The 15,051-nt window shown below is 32.1% G+C and carries 14 protein-coding genes; 9 read left to right on the forward strand and 5 right to left on the reverse strand.

Annotated elements, in window-relative coordinates:
* Positions 1 to 72: 72 nt before the first annotated feature.
* Genes ACAM30_RS08245 through rnr form a run of 3 tightly spaced genes read right to left on the reverse strand, consistent with a single transcriptional unit; the run spans position 73 to position 3,639 of the window.
* A complete protein-coding gene (locus tag ACAM30_RS08245) occupies positions 73 to 750 on the reverse strand; it encodes a LysE family translocator (RefSeq protein ID WP_369618057.1) in 678 nt (225 codons plus the stop codon).
* 14 nt (positions 751 to 764) lie between these two features.
* Positions 765 to 1,433, reverse strand: coding sequence for a head GIN domain-containing protein (locus ACAM30_RS08250; RefSeq protein WP_369618058.1), 669 nt, complete (start codon positions 1,431 to 1,433; stop codon positions 765 to 767).
* Between the two features lie 25 nt (positions 1,434 to 1,458).
* Positions 1,459 to 3,639, reverse strand: a complete 2,181-nt coding sequence (rnr, locus tag ACAM30_RS08255; RefSeq protein ID WP_369618059.1) for a ribonuclease R — start codon at positions 3,637 to 3,639, stop codon at positions 1,459 to 1,461.
* Between the two features lie 172 nt (positions 3,640 to 3,811).
* Here rnr and ACAM30_RS08260 point away from each other — a divergent pair, with 172 nt between their 5' ends.
* The 3 genes from ACAM30_RS08260 to ACAM30_RS08270 all read left to right on the forward strand — a co-directional run bounded on the left by ACAM30_RS08260 (position 3,812) and on the right by ACAM30_RS08270 (position 6,627).
* Positions 3,812 to 4,045 (forward strand): DUF2007 domain-containing protein, encoded by a 234-nt coding sequence (locus ACAM30_RS08260; protein WP_017498760.1) that lies wholly within the window; start codon positions 3,812 to 3,814, stop codon positions 4,043 to 4,045.
* A gap of 813 nt (positions 4,046 to 4,858) precedes the next feature.
* The gene (gene rpiB / locus ACAM30_RS08265) at positions 4,859 to 5,290 is read left to right on the forward strand and encodes a ribose 5-phosphate isomerase B (protein WP_369618060.1); all 432 of its coding nucleotides are present in this window, start codon (positions 4,859 to 4,861) and stop codon (positions 5,288 to 5,290) included.
* 194 nt (positions 5,291 to 5,484) lie between these two features.
* A complete protein-coding gene (locus ACAM30_RS08270; RefSeq protein WP_369618061.1) occupies positions 5,485 to 6,627 on the forward strand; it encodes an ATP-binding protein in 1,143 nt (380 codons plus the stop codon).
* On the opposite strand, the gene ACAM30_RS08275 is transcribed toward ACAM30_RS08270, so the two are convergent.
* The gene (locus tag ACAM30_RS08275; RefSeq protein ID WP_369618062.1) at positions 6,610 to 6,879 is read right to left on the reverse strand and encodes a DUF1294 domain-containing protein; all 270 of its coding nucleotides are present in this window, start codon (positions 6,877 to 6,879) and stop codon (positions 6,610 to 6,612) included. The genes ACAM30_RS08270 and ACAM30_RS08275 overlap by 18 nt on opposite strands.
* Positions 6,880 to 6,995: 116 nt before the next feature.
* On the opposite strand from ACAM30_RS08275, the gene ACAM30_RS08280 reads away from it, so the two are divergent.
* The gene (locus tag ACAM30_RS08280) at positions 6,996 to 9,119 is read left to right on the forward strand and encodes a Tex family protein (protein WP_369618063.1); all 2,124 of its coding nucleotides are present in this window, start codon (positions 6,996 to 6,998) and stop codon (positions 9,117 to 9,119) included.
* Positions 9,120 to 9,184: 65 nt separating this feature from the next.
* On the opposite strand, the gene ACAM30_RS08285 is transcribed toward ACAM30_RS08280, so the two are convergent.
* Entirely contained in the window at positions 9,185 to 9,367 is a 183-nt protein-coding gene (locus tag ACAM30_RS08285) for a twin-arginine translocase TatA/TatE family subunit (protein ID WP_017498756.1), read from the reverse strand.
* A 212-nt stretch (positions 9,368 to 9,579) separates the two neighbouring features.
* On the opposite strand from ACAM30_RS08285, the gene ACAM30_RS08290 reads away from it, so the two are divergent.
* The 5 genes from ACAM30_RS08290 (at position 9,580) to ACAM30_RS08310 (ending at position 14,994) form a co-directional block, all read left to right on the forward strand.
* A complete protein-coding gene (locus ACAM30_RS08290; RefSeq protein ID WP_369618064.1) occupies positions 9,580 to 10,080 on the forward strand; it encodes a peptidase in 501 nt (166 codons plus the stop codon).
* An 11-nt stretch (positions 10,081 to 10,091) separates the two neighbouring features.
* A complete protein-coding gene (locus ACAM30_RS08295; RefSeq protein WP_369618065.1) occupies positions 10,092 to 11,576 on the forward strand; it encodes a GH3 auxin-responsive promoter family protein in 1,485 nt (494 codons plus the stop codon).
* A gap of 127 nt (positions 11,577 to 11,703) precedes the next feature.
* Positions 11,704 to 13,380: a hypothetical protein gene (locus ACAM30_RS08300; RefSeq protein WP_285224627.1), complete on the forward strand. Its 1,677-nt coding sequence runs from the start codon at positions 11,704 to 11,706 to the stop codon at positions 13,378 to 13,380.
* A gap of 12 nt (positions 13,381 to 13,392) precedes the next feature.
* Positions 13,393 to 14,379 carry a hypothetical protein gene (locus tag ACAM30_RS08305; RefSeq protein WP_369618066.1) on the forward strand — a complete coding sequence of 329 codons (987 nt, stop codon included), beginning with the start codon at positions 13,393 to 13,395 and terminating at the stop codon, positions 14,377 to 14,379.
* Between the two features lie 78 nt (positions 14,380 to 14,457).
* Positions 14,458 to 14,994 carry a hypothetical protein gene (locus ACAM30_RS08310; RefSeq protein ID WP_369618067.1) on the forward strand — a complete coding sequence of 179 codons (537 nt, stop codon included), beginning with the start codon at positions 14,458 to 14,460 and terminating at the stop codon, positions 14,992 to 14,994.
* Positions 14,995 to 15,051: the final 57 nt, after the last annotated feature.

Genomic DNA, 15,051 nt, shown 5'->3' on the forward strand with positions numbered 1-15,051 from the left:
TAAACATTATAAACATAAAAAAAACCTCTGAAATACAGAGGTTTAATTTTAAAATTTAGAGTTATTAACAACTTACTTTTCAATCTTTTCGAAAGCGTTTTTCACCATTTCTTTTTCTTTAGGAAACCATCCCTGAATCATTAAAACAACACCAAAAACCATCAAAACCACACTAATACCTTTTTTAATTTTTAAGATATTAACAGGTGTCATTTTAGACTTTAATTGTTTGGCTAATAATATTTTAAGGCAATCAACTAATAAATATGTAATAATAACCGAAGTAAAAAAAGTAATCATTCTTGAATTTTGCATTTCTAACTTTGGTCCTACAGAAATAATAACGGCTAACCAAAAACCAAGAACACCAATGTTAATAACGTTCAGTAAAAAGCCTTTTACGAATAAACTACCATAATCTCTTTTGATAATATCACGATCGATTTCTTCATCATTTATTTTTGCTTCTTTCTTTAATCTTACAAAAGAGATTATACCATAGGCCAGCATAATTATTCCGCCGAAAATAAAAAGAGCCGGTTTGTCTTTTAAACTCTGAATCAGTCTGTAACTTCCCAAATAGGCAATTGCAATAAAGAAAATATCACCTAATACAACACCAAGATCAAAAACTAATGCAGCTCTGAATCCTTTTGTAATACTGGTTTCCAATAGTATAAAAAATACCGGACCAATCATAAAACTTAAAAAAAGCCCCCAAGGCAGTCCAGCTAAAATATCATTTATCATTCAAATACAATTTCTTATTTTACTTCTTCAATTTTACCTCCAAAAACCGTTTTTTGATTGATTTGTTTCGGTTTTCCATAAATGTAAATAGAGCCTCCTGCGCTCACTTTTGCATCCACAAGGGTTGAAGCATTCACATCTGCTTTTCCGCCCGCAGAAACGCTTACTTTCGTTTGTGAGGTCTTTAATTTACTTGCCAGCAAATAACCACCAGCTCCTAAACCTGCATCCAGATTATCAGCCTTACCAGTTAAAGTAATTGAACCACCGGAAACGGAGCTTACATTGAGTTTATCAACATTTAATTCAACATTAATCGTTCCTCCCTCTTGCGCACTTACTTTAAATACTGTTGCTTTGATAGCATCTTTACCACTAACGCTTGCTCCTTCATTAACATCTATAAGCTCTAAACGTTTGTAATATAAAGTAATATCCAAATCATTTCCTGATAATAACTTAGGAAAAGGCATTCTTAATTTTAATAAACCTTTCTTGTTAACAACTTCAACTTCTGATTCTCTTGCTCCTTTAATTACAATCTTATTTTCTGAAGACTGAACTAATTTTACACTTAGCTTATCAAATACTTTAACCGAATCAAAATCACCTAACTCTTTAGTAACCTGACCAAAAGACATCTGAACCAATAAAATTGCAGCTACTATAATTAACTTTTTCATACTTCTATTCTTTTAAATTAAACTTCTATTCTGCTCTTCTTAAAAAATGAAAATCCAATTGTTTTTTAACTAAATCGGCATTTTTAACTTTTACATAAATTTCGTCACCTAACTGTAAAACGCTGTTTGAAGTGGCTCCAACCAATGCATATTGTTTTTCATCGAAAGTATAATAGTCATCTTTTATCTCCCTGATCCTAACCATTCCTTCGCACTTGTTGGAAACAATCTCCACATAAATTCCCCATTCTGTCACACCTGAAATAACACCAAGGAATTCTTCGTCCTGATGATCCTGCATGTATTTTACCTGCATGTATTTGATACTATCGCGTTCTGCATTAGTCGCTAAACTCTCCATATTAGAACAATGCAAACATTTTGTTTCATAGACTTCTTCATCTACAGAAGCTCCATTGTCTAAGTAATACTGCAGTAAACGGTGCACCATAACGTCAGGATAACGACGAATTGGTGATGTAAAATGGCTGTAATAATCAAAAGCTAAACCATAGTGACCAATGTTCTCTGTCGAATATTTAGCTTTACTCATACTTCTAATAGCAAGAGTATCAATTAAATTTTGCTCTTTTTTACCATTTACTTCTTCCATTAAGGCATTCAATGATTTCGAAATATCTCCTTTATTTCTAAAATCTAGTTTGTAACCAAATTTAGCAATTACGGTCTGCATCGCAATTAATTTGTCTTCATTAGGTTCATCGTGAATCCTGTAAACGAATGTTTTCTTTTGTTTACCAATGTACTCCGCCACTTTTCTGTTGGCCAAAAGCATAAATTCTTCAATCAGATGATTGGCATCTTTTGAAATTTTGAAATACACTCCTTCCGGTTCTCCTTCTTCGTCAAGGTTAAATTTTACTTCGACTTTATCAAAAGAAATAGCTCCATTAGCCATTCTTTTTCTTCTTAAAATCTTTGCTAATTCATCCAATTTTAAAGTGGCTTCCGTAATTTCATCTGAAACCGTATACGATTCTCCGGTAATTGAGATATCAACAGGAATTGTATTGTCTTTAGTTTCAATTATATACTGCGCTTCTTCGTATGCAAATCGCTGATCAGAATAAATTACAGTTCTTCCAAACCATTGATTCATAACCTGTGCAGTTGGAGAAACTTCAAAAATAGCTGAGAAGGTATATTTCTCCTCATTTGGACGTAATGAACAGGCAAAATTAGACAATACTTCCGGAAGCATTGGCACTACCCTATCTACCAAATAAACTGAAGTAGCACGCTGATAAGCTTCATCATCTAAGATTGTTCCTTCTTCCAGGTAATAAGAAACATCGGCAATATGAATTCCAATTTCATAATTTCCATTCTCTAACTTTTTGAAAGATAAGGCATCATCAAAATCTTTAGCATCTTTCGGATCTATCGTAAACGTAAGTGTATCACGCATATCACGACGTTTTGCAATCTCAGCTTCCTGAATCGAAGTATCTATTTTTTGGGCATAAACCTCTACTTCTACTGGAAAATCTGCCGGTAAACCGTATTCGGCCAGAATAGCGTGAATCTCAGTATTGTGTTCTCCTGGTTTTCCTAAAACTCTGATTACAGATCCAAACGGACTATCAGCTCTTTTAGGCCAATCTTCAATTTTAACCAAAACAACATCACCATTTTCTGCTTCTCCCAGTTTATCTTTTGGAATAAAAATATCGGTATACATCTTAGGGTTTGCTGTAGATACAAAGGCAAAATTGGCCTGAATATCAATTACTCCAACAAATTCTGTTTTGTTTCTTTCTATTACACTAATAACCTCACCTTCAGGTCTTTTACCTTTTCTTCGGTTGTAAACATAGACTTTAACTTTGTCTTTGTCTAATGCCCTGTTTAAATTATTGGTTGGAATAAATACATCTTCGCTAAACTCATCACAAATAAAATATGCCGTTTTTCTACTGGTCATATCAATTGTTCCTTCGTAATAATCCTGACTCTCGGCTTTTACTAAATATTTACCCGGTTCTGATTCTATAATTTTCTTTGAAGCAGCCAGAATTTTTAAATCTTTTATAATCTGATTTCTGCTTTTAGTATCGTCAAGTTCTAGTTTTGCTGCTATTTGTTTGTAGTTAAATCCTTTATTAGGGCTTTGCGATAAAATTTTTACTATCTTACTGGAGAAATCCTTCTCTTTTTTTATCGGCTTTCTAATTTTCTTACTCATATATCTTTTCTTAAAAGTTTAAAATTACAAATAAGATATCAGATTATATATTTTAACAAATAAATTATTAAAAATATAACTTTCCGGAATCCTTTATAATTCGTTTATCAAATTAGTATCAACAACAAATTTTAATAATGTTCATTTCAGTATCTTTACAAAAAGACCTGATATGGAAAGCTTTAAAACCATTGCTGTATTCAATTATTTACACGAGACCGTGGTTCTGAAACACTTATTGGAACAGGAAGGAATTCCTTATTTTTTTGAAAACGAAATGACACTGTCTGTTGTCCCGCTGTACAGCACTGCGCTGGGTGGAATCAAACTCAAAGTTCATCCGAACGATTTCGAAGAAGTTCAGCAAATTCTGGACAATCTGAACAATCCTCTCAAAATCGTTTGAAACAACAATCAAAAACAAATTCAAATCAGCTTTGAATTCAACTAAAATTTAAATTTTTTCCTTTTCAACTTTTTTAGTTTTCAACATATATTAAATACAACAAAAAAGAATTTTAAAAATTTTAAAAAATTTGGTTGTTATTATAGCTTGTTAATATGTCGAATAAATTTTTTTTTAAAGTCATTGAAATCTCGTTTTACTTATTTATTCTGAGTTATTAACATAGTTATTTTTAGCTAAAAGATTAATTTATAAGACTTTTTGTATTTTAATTAACAACGGTTGACAACTAAAGTTGATCTGATTTTGTAAATAAGTTGATCTGTTCATAGTTGTTGAAAATGGTATTTTTGATATTGATAACTTTTCTAAAAATTCCCGAAACTTTGTTTGGTTATTTCATTTACGTTTTGGATTAGGTTTTTTTTCGACACGACCAAAAAAAACTTCTTATTTTCTATTCTAACTTATTAACAAATAATGTTAACTTAAAGTTAATTGAATATCAACGAATTACGAATCGCTATCAACACTTCAAAATTTTAACAAATATTATGATTATTCCTTATTGGTAATGAGACAGTTACAGAGTTGTTAATAATGTTGATAACTGTTAAGATTTTGATAGTATGATAGTTATAAATTTTGTTTTTTGCAGTTGATTTTACGAATGTATATCAATTGCAATTGAGATGTTTTGTGGAATGTTTATAAGTGAGTAGAAAAAAGAAATTCGTGAAAATTCATGTAATTCGTAGCAAACATTTATTAATTGAGTAAATTTGTACCACACAACTTAATAGTATAGAAAAAATGAAAATTTCGATAGGAAATGACCACGCAGGACCGGATTACAAAAAAGCAATTGTTGCAATGCTGGAGGCGAAAGGATATGAAGTAACGAATTACGGAACTGATACAGAAGCTTCTGTTGATTATCCCGATTTTGGACACCCGGTTGCAAGTGATGTATCTGAAGGTAAAGCTGATTTTGGAATTGTAATCTGCGGCAGTGGAAACGGAATTGCAATGACGGCTAACAAACATCCAAAAGTGAGAGCTGGTTTGTGCTGGACTAAAGAAATTGCTTATTTAACACGTTTACACAACGATGCTAATATTGTAAGTATTCCAGCTCGTTTTACTTCTATTCCTCAAGCAGTTGAAATTGTTGAAACCTTTTTAACAACTGAATTTGAAGGAGGAAGACATCAAAACAGAGTGAGTAAAATAGCTTGTCAGTAAAAAGTCAAAAAAAATTCGGTGCTTCGCACCAATACTAAATGTATAAGCCGGGCGGATTTTTAAAATTCTTCCGGTTTTTCTTTTTAAATGTAAATTCAGTTATTAAAATGACTGAATTAATGTAAATTTGATGAATACGATGACTGAATTTACATTTTTTATATCTTTGTACTGTAATTCTAATTAAAAATAGAATGAAAGTCTATCTAAAAAGAGCAGTCATAGAGGAATTTAATCGAAAAATAATTCTAAACAAAGTTTTAATCTTATTAGGAGCAAGACGTGTTGGAAAAACAGCGCTCATTATTAATTATTTGAAAGATATACCAGCAAATAGTTATTTACAGCTTAATGGAGAAGATATAAATGATATTAACCTGCTTAAAGAACGCTCTGTTAATAACTATAAAAGACTTCTGAAAGGTATTGATTTACTGGTAATTGATGAAGCTCAAAATGTTCCTGAAATAGGTCTGATACTAAAACTAATTGTTGATACAATAGAAGGGATAAAGATTATTGCTACGGGATCTTCAATGTTTGATTTAAGTAATAAATTAGGAGAACCTTTAGTAGGAAGGAAGAATACAATTTACTTGTTTCCATTGGCACAGCTTGAGTTTTCTGAAACGGAAAATTATAAAGAAACACTTGAAAAATTAGAAGAAAAGTTGCTTTTTGGAGGTTATCCGGAATTGATTCAATATGATAATTGGGAAGATAAAAAGGAATATTTATTTGAAATTATTAATTCGTATTTATTAAAAGATATTTTAGTTTTTGAAGGAATAAAACATGCAGATAAAATTTATGATTTACTTCGTTTAGTTGCTTATCAGGTTGGAAAAGAAGTTTCTATTCAAGAGTTAGCCAATCAATTGCAATTGTCTAAAAATACAGTCGCAAATTATTTAGATTTACTTTCAAAAGTGTTTATTCTTTTTAAAGTAGAAGGATTTAGCAGAAATTTACGCAAAGAAATTGTAAAGTCAAGCCGCTGGTATTTTTATGATAATGGTATCAGAAATGCTGTTATTAACAATTTTAATACTCTGGCTTTAAGAAATGATGTTGGAGATCTATGGGAGAATTATTTAGCTTACGAGCGAATTAAAAAACAGCATTATTTTAAAATTAAAACCAATAATTATTTCTGGAGAACTTATGACCAGCAAGAGATGGATTGGCTGGAAGAAATAGGAGATCAATTGAACGGTTTTGAATTTAAGTGGAACGAAAATAAAAAAGCAAAAATCCCAACAGCCTTCGCAAAAGCTTATCCTGAAGCTGCTTTTGAAGTGATTAATAAGAGTAATTATTTAGATTTTATAAGTTAGTTTTAGATAAATAAGTATAATCTGAATGAAAAAAATAAACGAGAATTTTATAATAAAAGAAGATTTACTCGTTTTATGTCTAAAGAATAACATGGCTAAAAACAATCCAACTGTACCGCCAACGGCTTCAAGAAAAAACAAGGTGTTTTCAGGAATTCTTTGTTTGTTTTTCCTGGCTTGATATTTATCATATCCTGCGAGAGCAAAAACACTGATATTTACAATTAAAAAATACGTTAATAAAACTTCCATCGGCTTAAAATTAAAAACAAAGATATTATTTTAGCCGGGTGATTGATTAATCTAATGTCGATTTTGACAGACAGATGATCTCATTTTCTAATCCAGAAATTATTTCATTATAAAGTATGACTAATATTCAATTCATTGCCAAGTCTGTTCCAACAGCAGCAATTAACATTCAAAACACGGTAAAATTACTAGAGGAAGATTGTACTGTTCCGTTTATTTCCCGTTACCGAAAAGATACAACCGGAAATCTGGACGAAGTTCAAATTGAGCAAATTGCGAAACTTCAAAAGGAATATGAAACGATCGTAAAACGCAAAGAAGCGGTTTTGAAATCTATTGAAGAACAAAAATCGCTTACGCCGGAATTGAAGCAGAAAATTGAGCAAAGTTTTGATTTACAGGAAATAGAAGATTTTTATCTGCCTTTTAAAAAGAAGAAAAAAACAAAAGCTGATGTTGCGCGTGAATTTGGTTTAGAGCCATTGGCAAAAATTATTATGTCAGAGAGTGATGTTGATGTTGATTTTATTTCGACACAATATCTGAACGAAAATGTGATTAATGAAGAAGCTGCCATGCAGGGTGCAAGAGATATTATTGCGGAATGGATTAACGAAAATATTTATGTTCGTAAACAATTGAGGAGATTGTATCAGCGAAAAGCAGTGATAGCCACTAAAGTTGTAAAAAAGAAGGCTGAAGAAGAAGGAGCTCAAAAGTTCAGTCAGTATTTTGAGTGGGAAGAACCGTTGACTAAAGCGCCGTCACATCGTTTATTGGCAATGCTTCGTGCAGAAAATGAAGGATTTGTAAAAATGAAAGTGGATGTTGATCTGGATGAAGCTTATGACATTATTGATGAAATTATTATTAAAAAGCAAAACAGTACAACAGCTCATTTGCAGTTAGCCATTGAAGACAGTTACAAACGACTGTTAAATCCTGCTATTGGAAATGAAACTTTACAAGAAGCAAAAGCAAAAGCCGATGCCAATTCAATTCAGGTTTTTGCAAACAATTTAGGACAGCTGTTATTGGCACCGCCTTTAGGTGAAAAACGTATTTTAGCGATCGATCCCGGATTTAGAAGCGGCTGTAAAGTGGTGTGCTTAGACGAAAAAGGAGATTTGTTGTATAACGAAACAATTTATCCTCATGCACCTCAAAATGAGGAAACTATGGCGATCAAGAAGATACGTTCTATGGTAAATGCGTATCAGATCGATGCAATTTCTATTGGAAACGGTACCGCTTCGCGTGAAACGGAGTTTTTCATTAAAAAAATCGCGTTTGACAAGCCGATACAGGTTTTTATTGTCTCTGAGGCAGGAGCGTCGGTATATTCGGCATCAAAAATTGCGAGAGAAGAGTTTCCAAATTATGATGTTACGGTTCGTGGATCTGTTTCTATCGGAAGAAGACTTTCTGACCCTTTGGCCGAATTGGTAAAAATTGACCCAAAAGCAATTGGAGTAGGTCAGTACCAACATGATGTGGATCAGACGAAATTAAAAGAAGAACTTGATAATACTGTAATTCGTTGTGTAAACTCAGTGGGAATCAATATCAACACGGCAAGTAAACATTTATTGAGTTACGTGAGTGGAATAGGAGAGAAGCTGGCCGAAAATATCGTTCAGTACCGTTCAGAAAATGGTCCATTTGAAGACAGAAAACAGCTTAAAAAAGTGCCTCGTTTAGGAGATAAGGCCTATCAACAGGGAGCTGCTTTTATTAGAATTACAAATGCTAAAAATCCATTGGATAATTCGGCGGTGCACCCTGAAGCGTATGCGGTTGTAGAGAAAATGGCAAAAGATTTAAAACTTTCGGTGAATGAATTAATTGCTAATAAAGAGAAAACAGCTCTTATTAAGGCCGAAAATTATATTACTCCTGAAATTGGGTTACTAACATTAAAAGACATTATAAAAGAGCTTGAAAAGCCAGGTTTAGATCCAAGAAAATCGGCTAAGGTTTTTGAGTTTGATGCCAATGTAAAATCGATTAAAGATTTGAAAACAGGAATGATTTTACCGGGAATTGTGAATAACATTACCAACTTTGGCTGTTTTGTTGATATTGGAATCAAAGAAAGCGGTTTGGTTCACATTTCTCAATTGAAAGCCGGATTTGTGAGTGATGTAAACGAAGTTGTAAAATTACATCAGCATGTTGACGTTAAGGTTACTGAGGTTGATGAAGACAGGAAGAGAATTCAGCTGACGATGATACTATAAAACAAAAAATAAAAAATCCCAAATTACAATTATTGTAATTTGGGATTTTTAATAACTTAGTGTTATTATTTTGTTTCTTCCTCTTCTTTCTTAGCAGCAGGAGCAGATTGATCATCCTTAGCGGCATTTTTGAATTCTTTAATTCCGCTTCCTAAACCTTTCATTAATTCCGGAATTTTTTTACCTCCAAAAAGTAATATCACAATACCTACTATTACGAGGATTTCTGTAAGACCTAATCTTCCCATGATTGTATATTTAATGCCGAAGCAAATTGTTTTCTAAATTTTAAGCAAAGGTATATAGAATTATACGAACAAGAAGTCTTTTTAGATTAAAATATTTGTTTGTGACAGCGTTAAATATTTTATAAAATAGTAAAATAAGTGTATTCGTTCATTTTTGTCCCGCAGCAACAAGACGATTAATTGTTATATTTGCTCGTAATAAATAACCATAAATGACCAGTAAAAAGTTCAATTTCAGGAAAAGTTTATTCATTAAGAACCGATTGGTGATTTTGAATGAGGATACTTTTGAAGAAATTTTTTCGTTCAAACTTAATTTGATGAACGTTTTTGTAACGTTTACTTTGGGTGGCATTTTTTTAATTTTAGTTACCACTTTTATCATTGCTTTTACACCTTTACGCGAGTTTATTCCGGGGTATTCTTCCTCTGAATTAAAAAAGAATGCGACAGAATTGGCTATAAAATCAGATTCACTGGAAACCGCTTTAAAGAAAAATGAAGCCTATATCAAAGGAATTCAGAAGGTTTTGAGAGGAGAACTGGAATACGCGAAATTCAATAAAGATTCTATTCTGGCAGAAACAGATGAACCTTCACAGGTAGATATGAAAGCTTCAGAGGAAGAAATCAAATTAAGAGAAGAAGTGGCCAAAATGGAGAAGGAGTCGGGTGAAAAATCCCGAAATACAAAGAAAAGTGACAAGAATTAATATCTCAAACAATGTCTATTAAGTCAGTAGCAGCAAAATTATTTGCCAGCACCATATATTATCAAACCAAGGCCTGGGCCAATAAACCGGTCGAAACCCAACAAGCTGTATTTAAGAGTTTAATACATAGTGCCAAAGAAACTCAATTTGGAGAAGATCATCATTTTGATCAGGTAAAAACGGTCGATGATTTTAAAAATAATGTACCTGTTCGGGATTATGAAGATCTAAAATCTTATATTGATAAGGCCAGGATGGGGGAAGAAAACATTCTTTGGAAAGGAAAACCGCTTTATTTTGCGAAAACTTCCGGTACAACTTCCGGAGCTAAATATATTCCCCTTACAAAAGAGTCGATGCCTTTTCATATTGAAGCGTCCAGAAATGCGATTCTGCATTATATTCGTGAAACAGGAAAGACTGATTTTGTTGATGGTAAAATGATTTTCCTGCAGGGAAGCCCTATTTTAGTTGAAAAATACGGAATCAAGTTTGGAAGATTATCGGGAATCGCAGCACATTTTGTTCCAAAATACCTTCAAAAAAACCGAATGCCCTCTTGGGAAACCAATTGTATTGAGGATTGGGAAACTAAAATTGATGCTATTGTTGAGGAAACAATACAGGAGAATATGACCGTTATTTCGGGAATTCCGTCATGGGTCCAGATGTATTTTGAACGTTTACAGGAAAAAAGCGGCGGTAAAAAAATCACGGATTTGTTTAAAAACTTTCAATTGTTTATTTACGGAGGAGTAAATTACGAACCGTATCGTGCCAAGTTTGAAAATCTGATGGGCAGAAAGGTAGACAGTATTGAACTTTTTCCGGCTTCAGAAGGTTTTTTCGCGTATCAGGATTCTCAAAAAGAAAAAGGGATGCTGTTGTTGCTGAACTCAGGAATTTTTTACGAATTTATCAAAGCAGATGAATTTTTTGAACCCAACCCAAAAAGTATGACCATTGGAGAAGTAGAGGTTGGTGTAAATTATGCTCTGATTATTTCAACAAATGCCGGGCTTTGGCGTTATAACATTGGAGATACTGTACAGTTTACTTCTTTATTTCCACACAAAGTTATTGTTTCAGGCCGAATCAAACACTTTATTTCAGCTTTTGGAGAGCATGTGATTGCGAACGAGGTTGAAAATGCAATGAAAGAAGCCACACAAGGAACCAAAGTTGTAATTAATGAGTTTACAGTTGCCCCTCAAATCAATCCTTCAAATGGATTACCGTACCATGAATGGCTGATTGAATTTGAAACAGAACCCGAAAACATGGATGTTTTTGCAGAAGCAATTGACAATTCGATGCGAAAACAAAATATTTACTACGATGATTTGATAACCGGAAATGTTTTGCGTAAAGTTGTGGTAAGCAAAGTATCAAAAAATGGATTTCAGAAATACATGAAATCCCAAGGAAAATTAGGAGGTCAGAACAAAATCCCAAGATTATCAAATAATAGAGATATTGCTGATAATTTAAAGTAAGATTATAATGAAACAACAGTTTAGTAACACTAGGGTTTTATGAAACTATAGTTTAAAATTACTACTTTCGTTGATTGAAAAATACAAATTGCATCTTCTGAAGAAGAAGATTTTAAAATAGAATAGCATGAAAGAAACCAAACATATATCAAGATCAAGAGCGCAGGAATCGTCTGCCGCTATAGAAAAAATGTACATTACAATGCGTCACTTATTCAACCGTGGTTTTTATAAACCAATGGGAGTTTCAGGAGATAGTTTACGTGAGTCATTACTAGCATTACGTCCGGAGATATACGGAAATATAGGGGAAGAAAAAGTAGAACTTAATGGTCTTTTATACGTTATAGAACGTTTGCCGATAGGAATCGAGCAATGCCGTTTCATTAACTTAACTTCAGACGAAGGATATTCTAAATCACATTTCCAGCCAATTGTTCCTCCAAAAAGAAGAAGAAACTGCTACCGAATTGATGAGGAACAAATGAATGTTGAAATCACCCGCGGGCGATCCGATATTTATGATATTCTGACGCATTTGACTTTTATTTTCATTGAATCACATAAAATTAAAAACAGAGTTTTACTAGACGATGGAGGAGAGGTTTCCCGCGATTGGTTAAAACTAGAACAAGCCGTATTGCAAACCAAGAAGCTTTCTCAAATAGAAAAAGAAAAAGCAATTTCACATGTTGCTAATATTTTGGCAAGAACTTTTGAAGAAGTTTTAGATATTTACGATGCTTTTGGATCAGAGAATGCTCCGGATCGTTTCCTTCACGTTATTTACTGGTTAGGAAAACTGGCGATTGAAGAAGTTATTGACAATAATAAGCGTACAATCACCTTTAGTCCGGTTTTAAGAGAACGTTTAGGCCACCATATTCACGGTGAAATCTGGGCAACAAACATCAAGGAAGTTCTTAAGGCAAATAACCTTTTAAAACGCCCAATTCATGTGATCAGTGCCAATATGCACAGTGTAATGAATTCAATTTTTGCAACACCGTTGTTGAAAACAAAATTCAAGGAGAAATCTGATTTCTATATTTACGAAGAGTTAAGTAAATCAGGTGCCAAAGAAATTAGAAGCCATGTAGAAGAACTGGCATTAAAAAACGGAATGATTTCGCTACCGGATAGCTCCGGAACGAATATCGACGTTCAGATTTTTGATACGGCTAAAATTGACTGGGCAAAAACTGCTTTTCCAAAGGCAAAATTAGAAGAAGAAAAACCGGTTATCATTGTAATGGATTATGCGTTTGGAGAGCAGGCGTATGAAACAATTGATGAGCTTTTGAAACCGTATAAAAAAGATACCTTATTGAACGTAAAATCGGTTTCGATAATGGGTAAAGCCGGAATTCTGGAGGGTGGAAAAGGAGATATTATGATTCCTACAGCACATATAAATGAAGGAACTGCTGATAATTATTTCTTTGAAAATGAATTAACAGGAGCCATGTTTGAAGGAAATGATATTGCTGTTTTTGAAGGAGCTATGGTTACCGTTTTAGGAACATCATTACAGAACAGAGATTTGTTGAAATTTTTCCACGAGTCTACCTGGGGTGTAATTGGTCTTGAAATGGAAGGTTCTTATTATCAGAAAGCGATACAATCTGCCTCAAAAATCAGAAAAAGTGTACCGCATGATATCAAAGTTCGTTACGCTTATTATGCATCAGATAATCCACTGGAAACCGGCAGCACATTAGCGTCAGGCGGATTAGGTACAACAGGTGTAAAACCAACGTATTTGATTACTATTAAAATTTTAGAGCAGATTTTCAACGTATAATAAAACTTATAAATGAGTACAAAAGTATCCCAAAATCAAGAGGATCAGGAGATTGATTTGTTGCAGATTTCAAAAAAAATAGGCAACTTTTTTCAGGGCATTAATACTTCTATTTTTAGGGGTATTCAGTTTTTTATTCGAAACTGGATTTTGGTAGCAGTACTCATTTTGTTAGGTTTTTTGATGGGGTGGTATTTTGATGCCAATAGAGAATCGTATGATAATAAAATTATTGTTAGACCAAATTTTGGGAGTGTTGATTATTTATATTCAAAGATTGATTTAATTGATTCAAAGATTGCTTCCGGAGATACTGTTTTCTTAAAAAATATTGTTGGGATTTCGAATCCGAGAGTAATTTCAAAAATTGAAATTAAACCCATTTCTGATGTTTTTAGATTTGTAGAAAATAAAGAACAGAATTTTGAGCTTATAAAGTTAATGGCTGAAGATGGTGACATTAACAAAATCTTATTGGATAATGTTACCAGTAAAAATTATACTTTTCATTCGATTTCATTTATTTCTAATGAATTAATTGATGAAAAAGAATTTGTAGAACCGATATTAAAATATTTGAATACTTCAGAATACTATAATTCAATTCAAAAAATAGAATTCAAAAATATTGAACTGAAAATTGCTCAAAATGATACTATAATTAGTCAGATAAATGATGTTCTAAACGGGTTTTCAGGGACAGTAAAAAATACGGCTAAAAACGACAAATTAGTATATTATAATGAGAATACGCAATTAAATGACATTATAAAGACGAAACAAGACTTGGTTAATGATCAGGGCAGAAATAGGCTAGAGTTAGTAAGTTTTGATAAAACAGTCAAAGATATTAACTCAACCTTAAATATAAAAAATACAAATTCCATCTTTGGAAAGTTAAAATTTATACTACCAGCTTTATTCATTATTTTATTTGGATTTATAAATCTTTTCAAGATTTTTTATAACAAACAAAAGTTTTTAAATTCAAATAAATAATGATTAAAAATTATTCTAATTTAAAGAATGGAATATATTATTAGTTTTAAAAAAAATCTATTTAAAAAGTACATTACAATGAAAAAACAGCTAATTTTTATAAATTTAGTTTTACTAACTTTTTTTATATCATGTAAGAATAAAGAAGAAGTTACACCAGTTGAGGAAATTAAAGCCAATACATTTGATGTAATTGTTGATCTAAAAATACAAAAGGATGACGAATTAATTCTCTTTTACAAGGATCCTTCTATTGCATATTTTGATGATAAAAATACAGTTTATAACGGTGTAAAAGGAAGTTCAGAGATACAATCATTGACATTCAGTATTCCGGAAGGAATTTTACCAAATGATATTCGTCTTGATATTAGTTCAAAAAAGGATCAAGATCCGATAATAATTAATGCAATAACTTTAAGTTTTGAAGGAAGAATTTTTAAAATTGAAAAAAGAGATATTTTAAAATATTTTACGCCAAATGAATTTATAAAATTTGATGAAGCAACAGGAGAAGTAAAGTTTATTAAAAATGGAGAAAATTTTGATCCGTATTTTTTAACAAAACCAGTAATTTATACTGAAATAGAAAAAGTAAGAGGAGTTCAATTGTAGTTTTTTCAATACAATTAATTTTTTAAGGCTGTTCCTTCTAAGGTATAGCCTTATTTT

Origin of the sequence: Flavobacterium sp. CFS9 (assembly GCF_041154745.1) — a bacterium.
GTDB lineage: Bacteria > Bacteroidota > Bacteroidia > Flavobacteriales > Flavobacteriaceae > Flavobacterium.

Excerpts from the sequence above, each read along its gene's own strand:
- ACAM30_RS08275 (WP_369618062.1), bottom strand. The coding sequence starts at position 6,879 with ATGGAAGTTTTATTAACGTATTTTTTAATTGTAAATATCAGTGTTTTT.
- ACAM30_RS08285 (WP_017498756.1), bottom strand. The coding sequence starts at position 9,367 with ATGGGAAGATTAGGTCTTACAGAAATCCTCGTAATAGTAGGTATTGTG.
- ACAM30_RS08300 (WP_285224627.1), top strand. The coding sequence starts at position 11,704 with ATGAAAGAAACCAAACATATATCAAGATCAAGAGCGCAGGAATCGTCT.
- ACAM30_RS08295 (WP_369618065.1), top strand. The coding sequence starts at position 10,092 with ATGTCTATTAAGTCAGTAGCAGCAAAATTATTTGCCAGCACCATATAT.
- ACAM30_RS08305 (WP_369618066.1), top strand. The coding sequence starts at position 13,393 with ATGAGTACAAAAGTATCCCAAAATCAAGAGGATCAGGAGATTGATTTG.
- ACAM30_RS08250 (WP_369618058.1), bottom strand. The coding sequence starts at position 1,433 with ATGAAAAAGTTAATTATAGTAGCTGCAATTTTATTGGTTCAGATGTCT.
- rnr (WP_369618059.1), bottom strand. The coding sequence starts at position 3,639 with ATGAGTAAGAAAATTAGAAAGCCGATAAAAAAAGAGAAGGATTTCTCC.
- ACAM30_RS08245 (WP_369618057.1), bottom strand. The coding sequence starts at position 750 with ATGATAAATGATATTTTAGCTGGACTGCCTTGGGGGCTTTTTTTAAGT.
- ACAM30_RS08310 (WP_369618067.1), top strand. The coding sequence starts at position 14,458 with ATGAAAAAACAGCTAATTTTTATAAATTTAGTTTTACTAACTTTTTTT.
- rpiB (WP_369618060.1), top strand. The coding sequence starts at position 4,859 with ATGAAAATTTCGATAGGAAATGACCACGCAGGACCGGATTACAAAAAA.
- ACAM30_RS08260 (WP_017498760.1), top strand. The coding sequence starts at position 3,812 with ATGGAAAGCTTTAAAACCATTGCTGTATTCAATTATTTACACGAGACC.
- ACAM30_RS08280 (WP_369618063.1), top strand. The coding sequence starts at position 6,996 with ATGACTAATATTCAATTCATTGCCAAGTCTGTTCCAACAGCAGCAATT.
- ACAM30_RS08270 (WP_369618061.1), top strand. The coding sequence starts at position 5,485 with ATGAAAGTCTATCTAAAAAGAGCAGTCATAGAGGAATTTAATCGAAAA.
- ACAM30_RS08290 (WP_369618064.1), top strand. The coding sequence starts at position 9,580 with ATGACCAGTAAAAAGTTCAATTTCAGGAAAAGTTTATTCATTAAGAAC.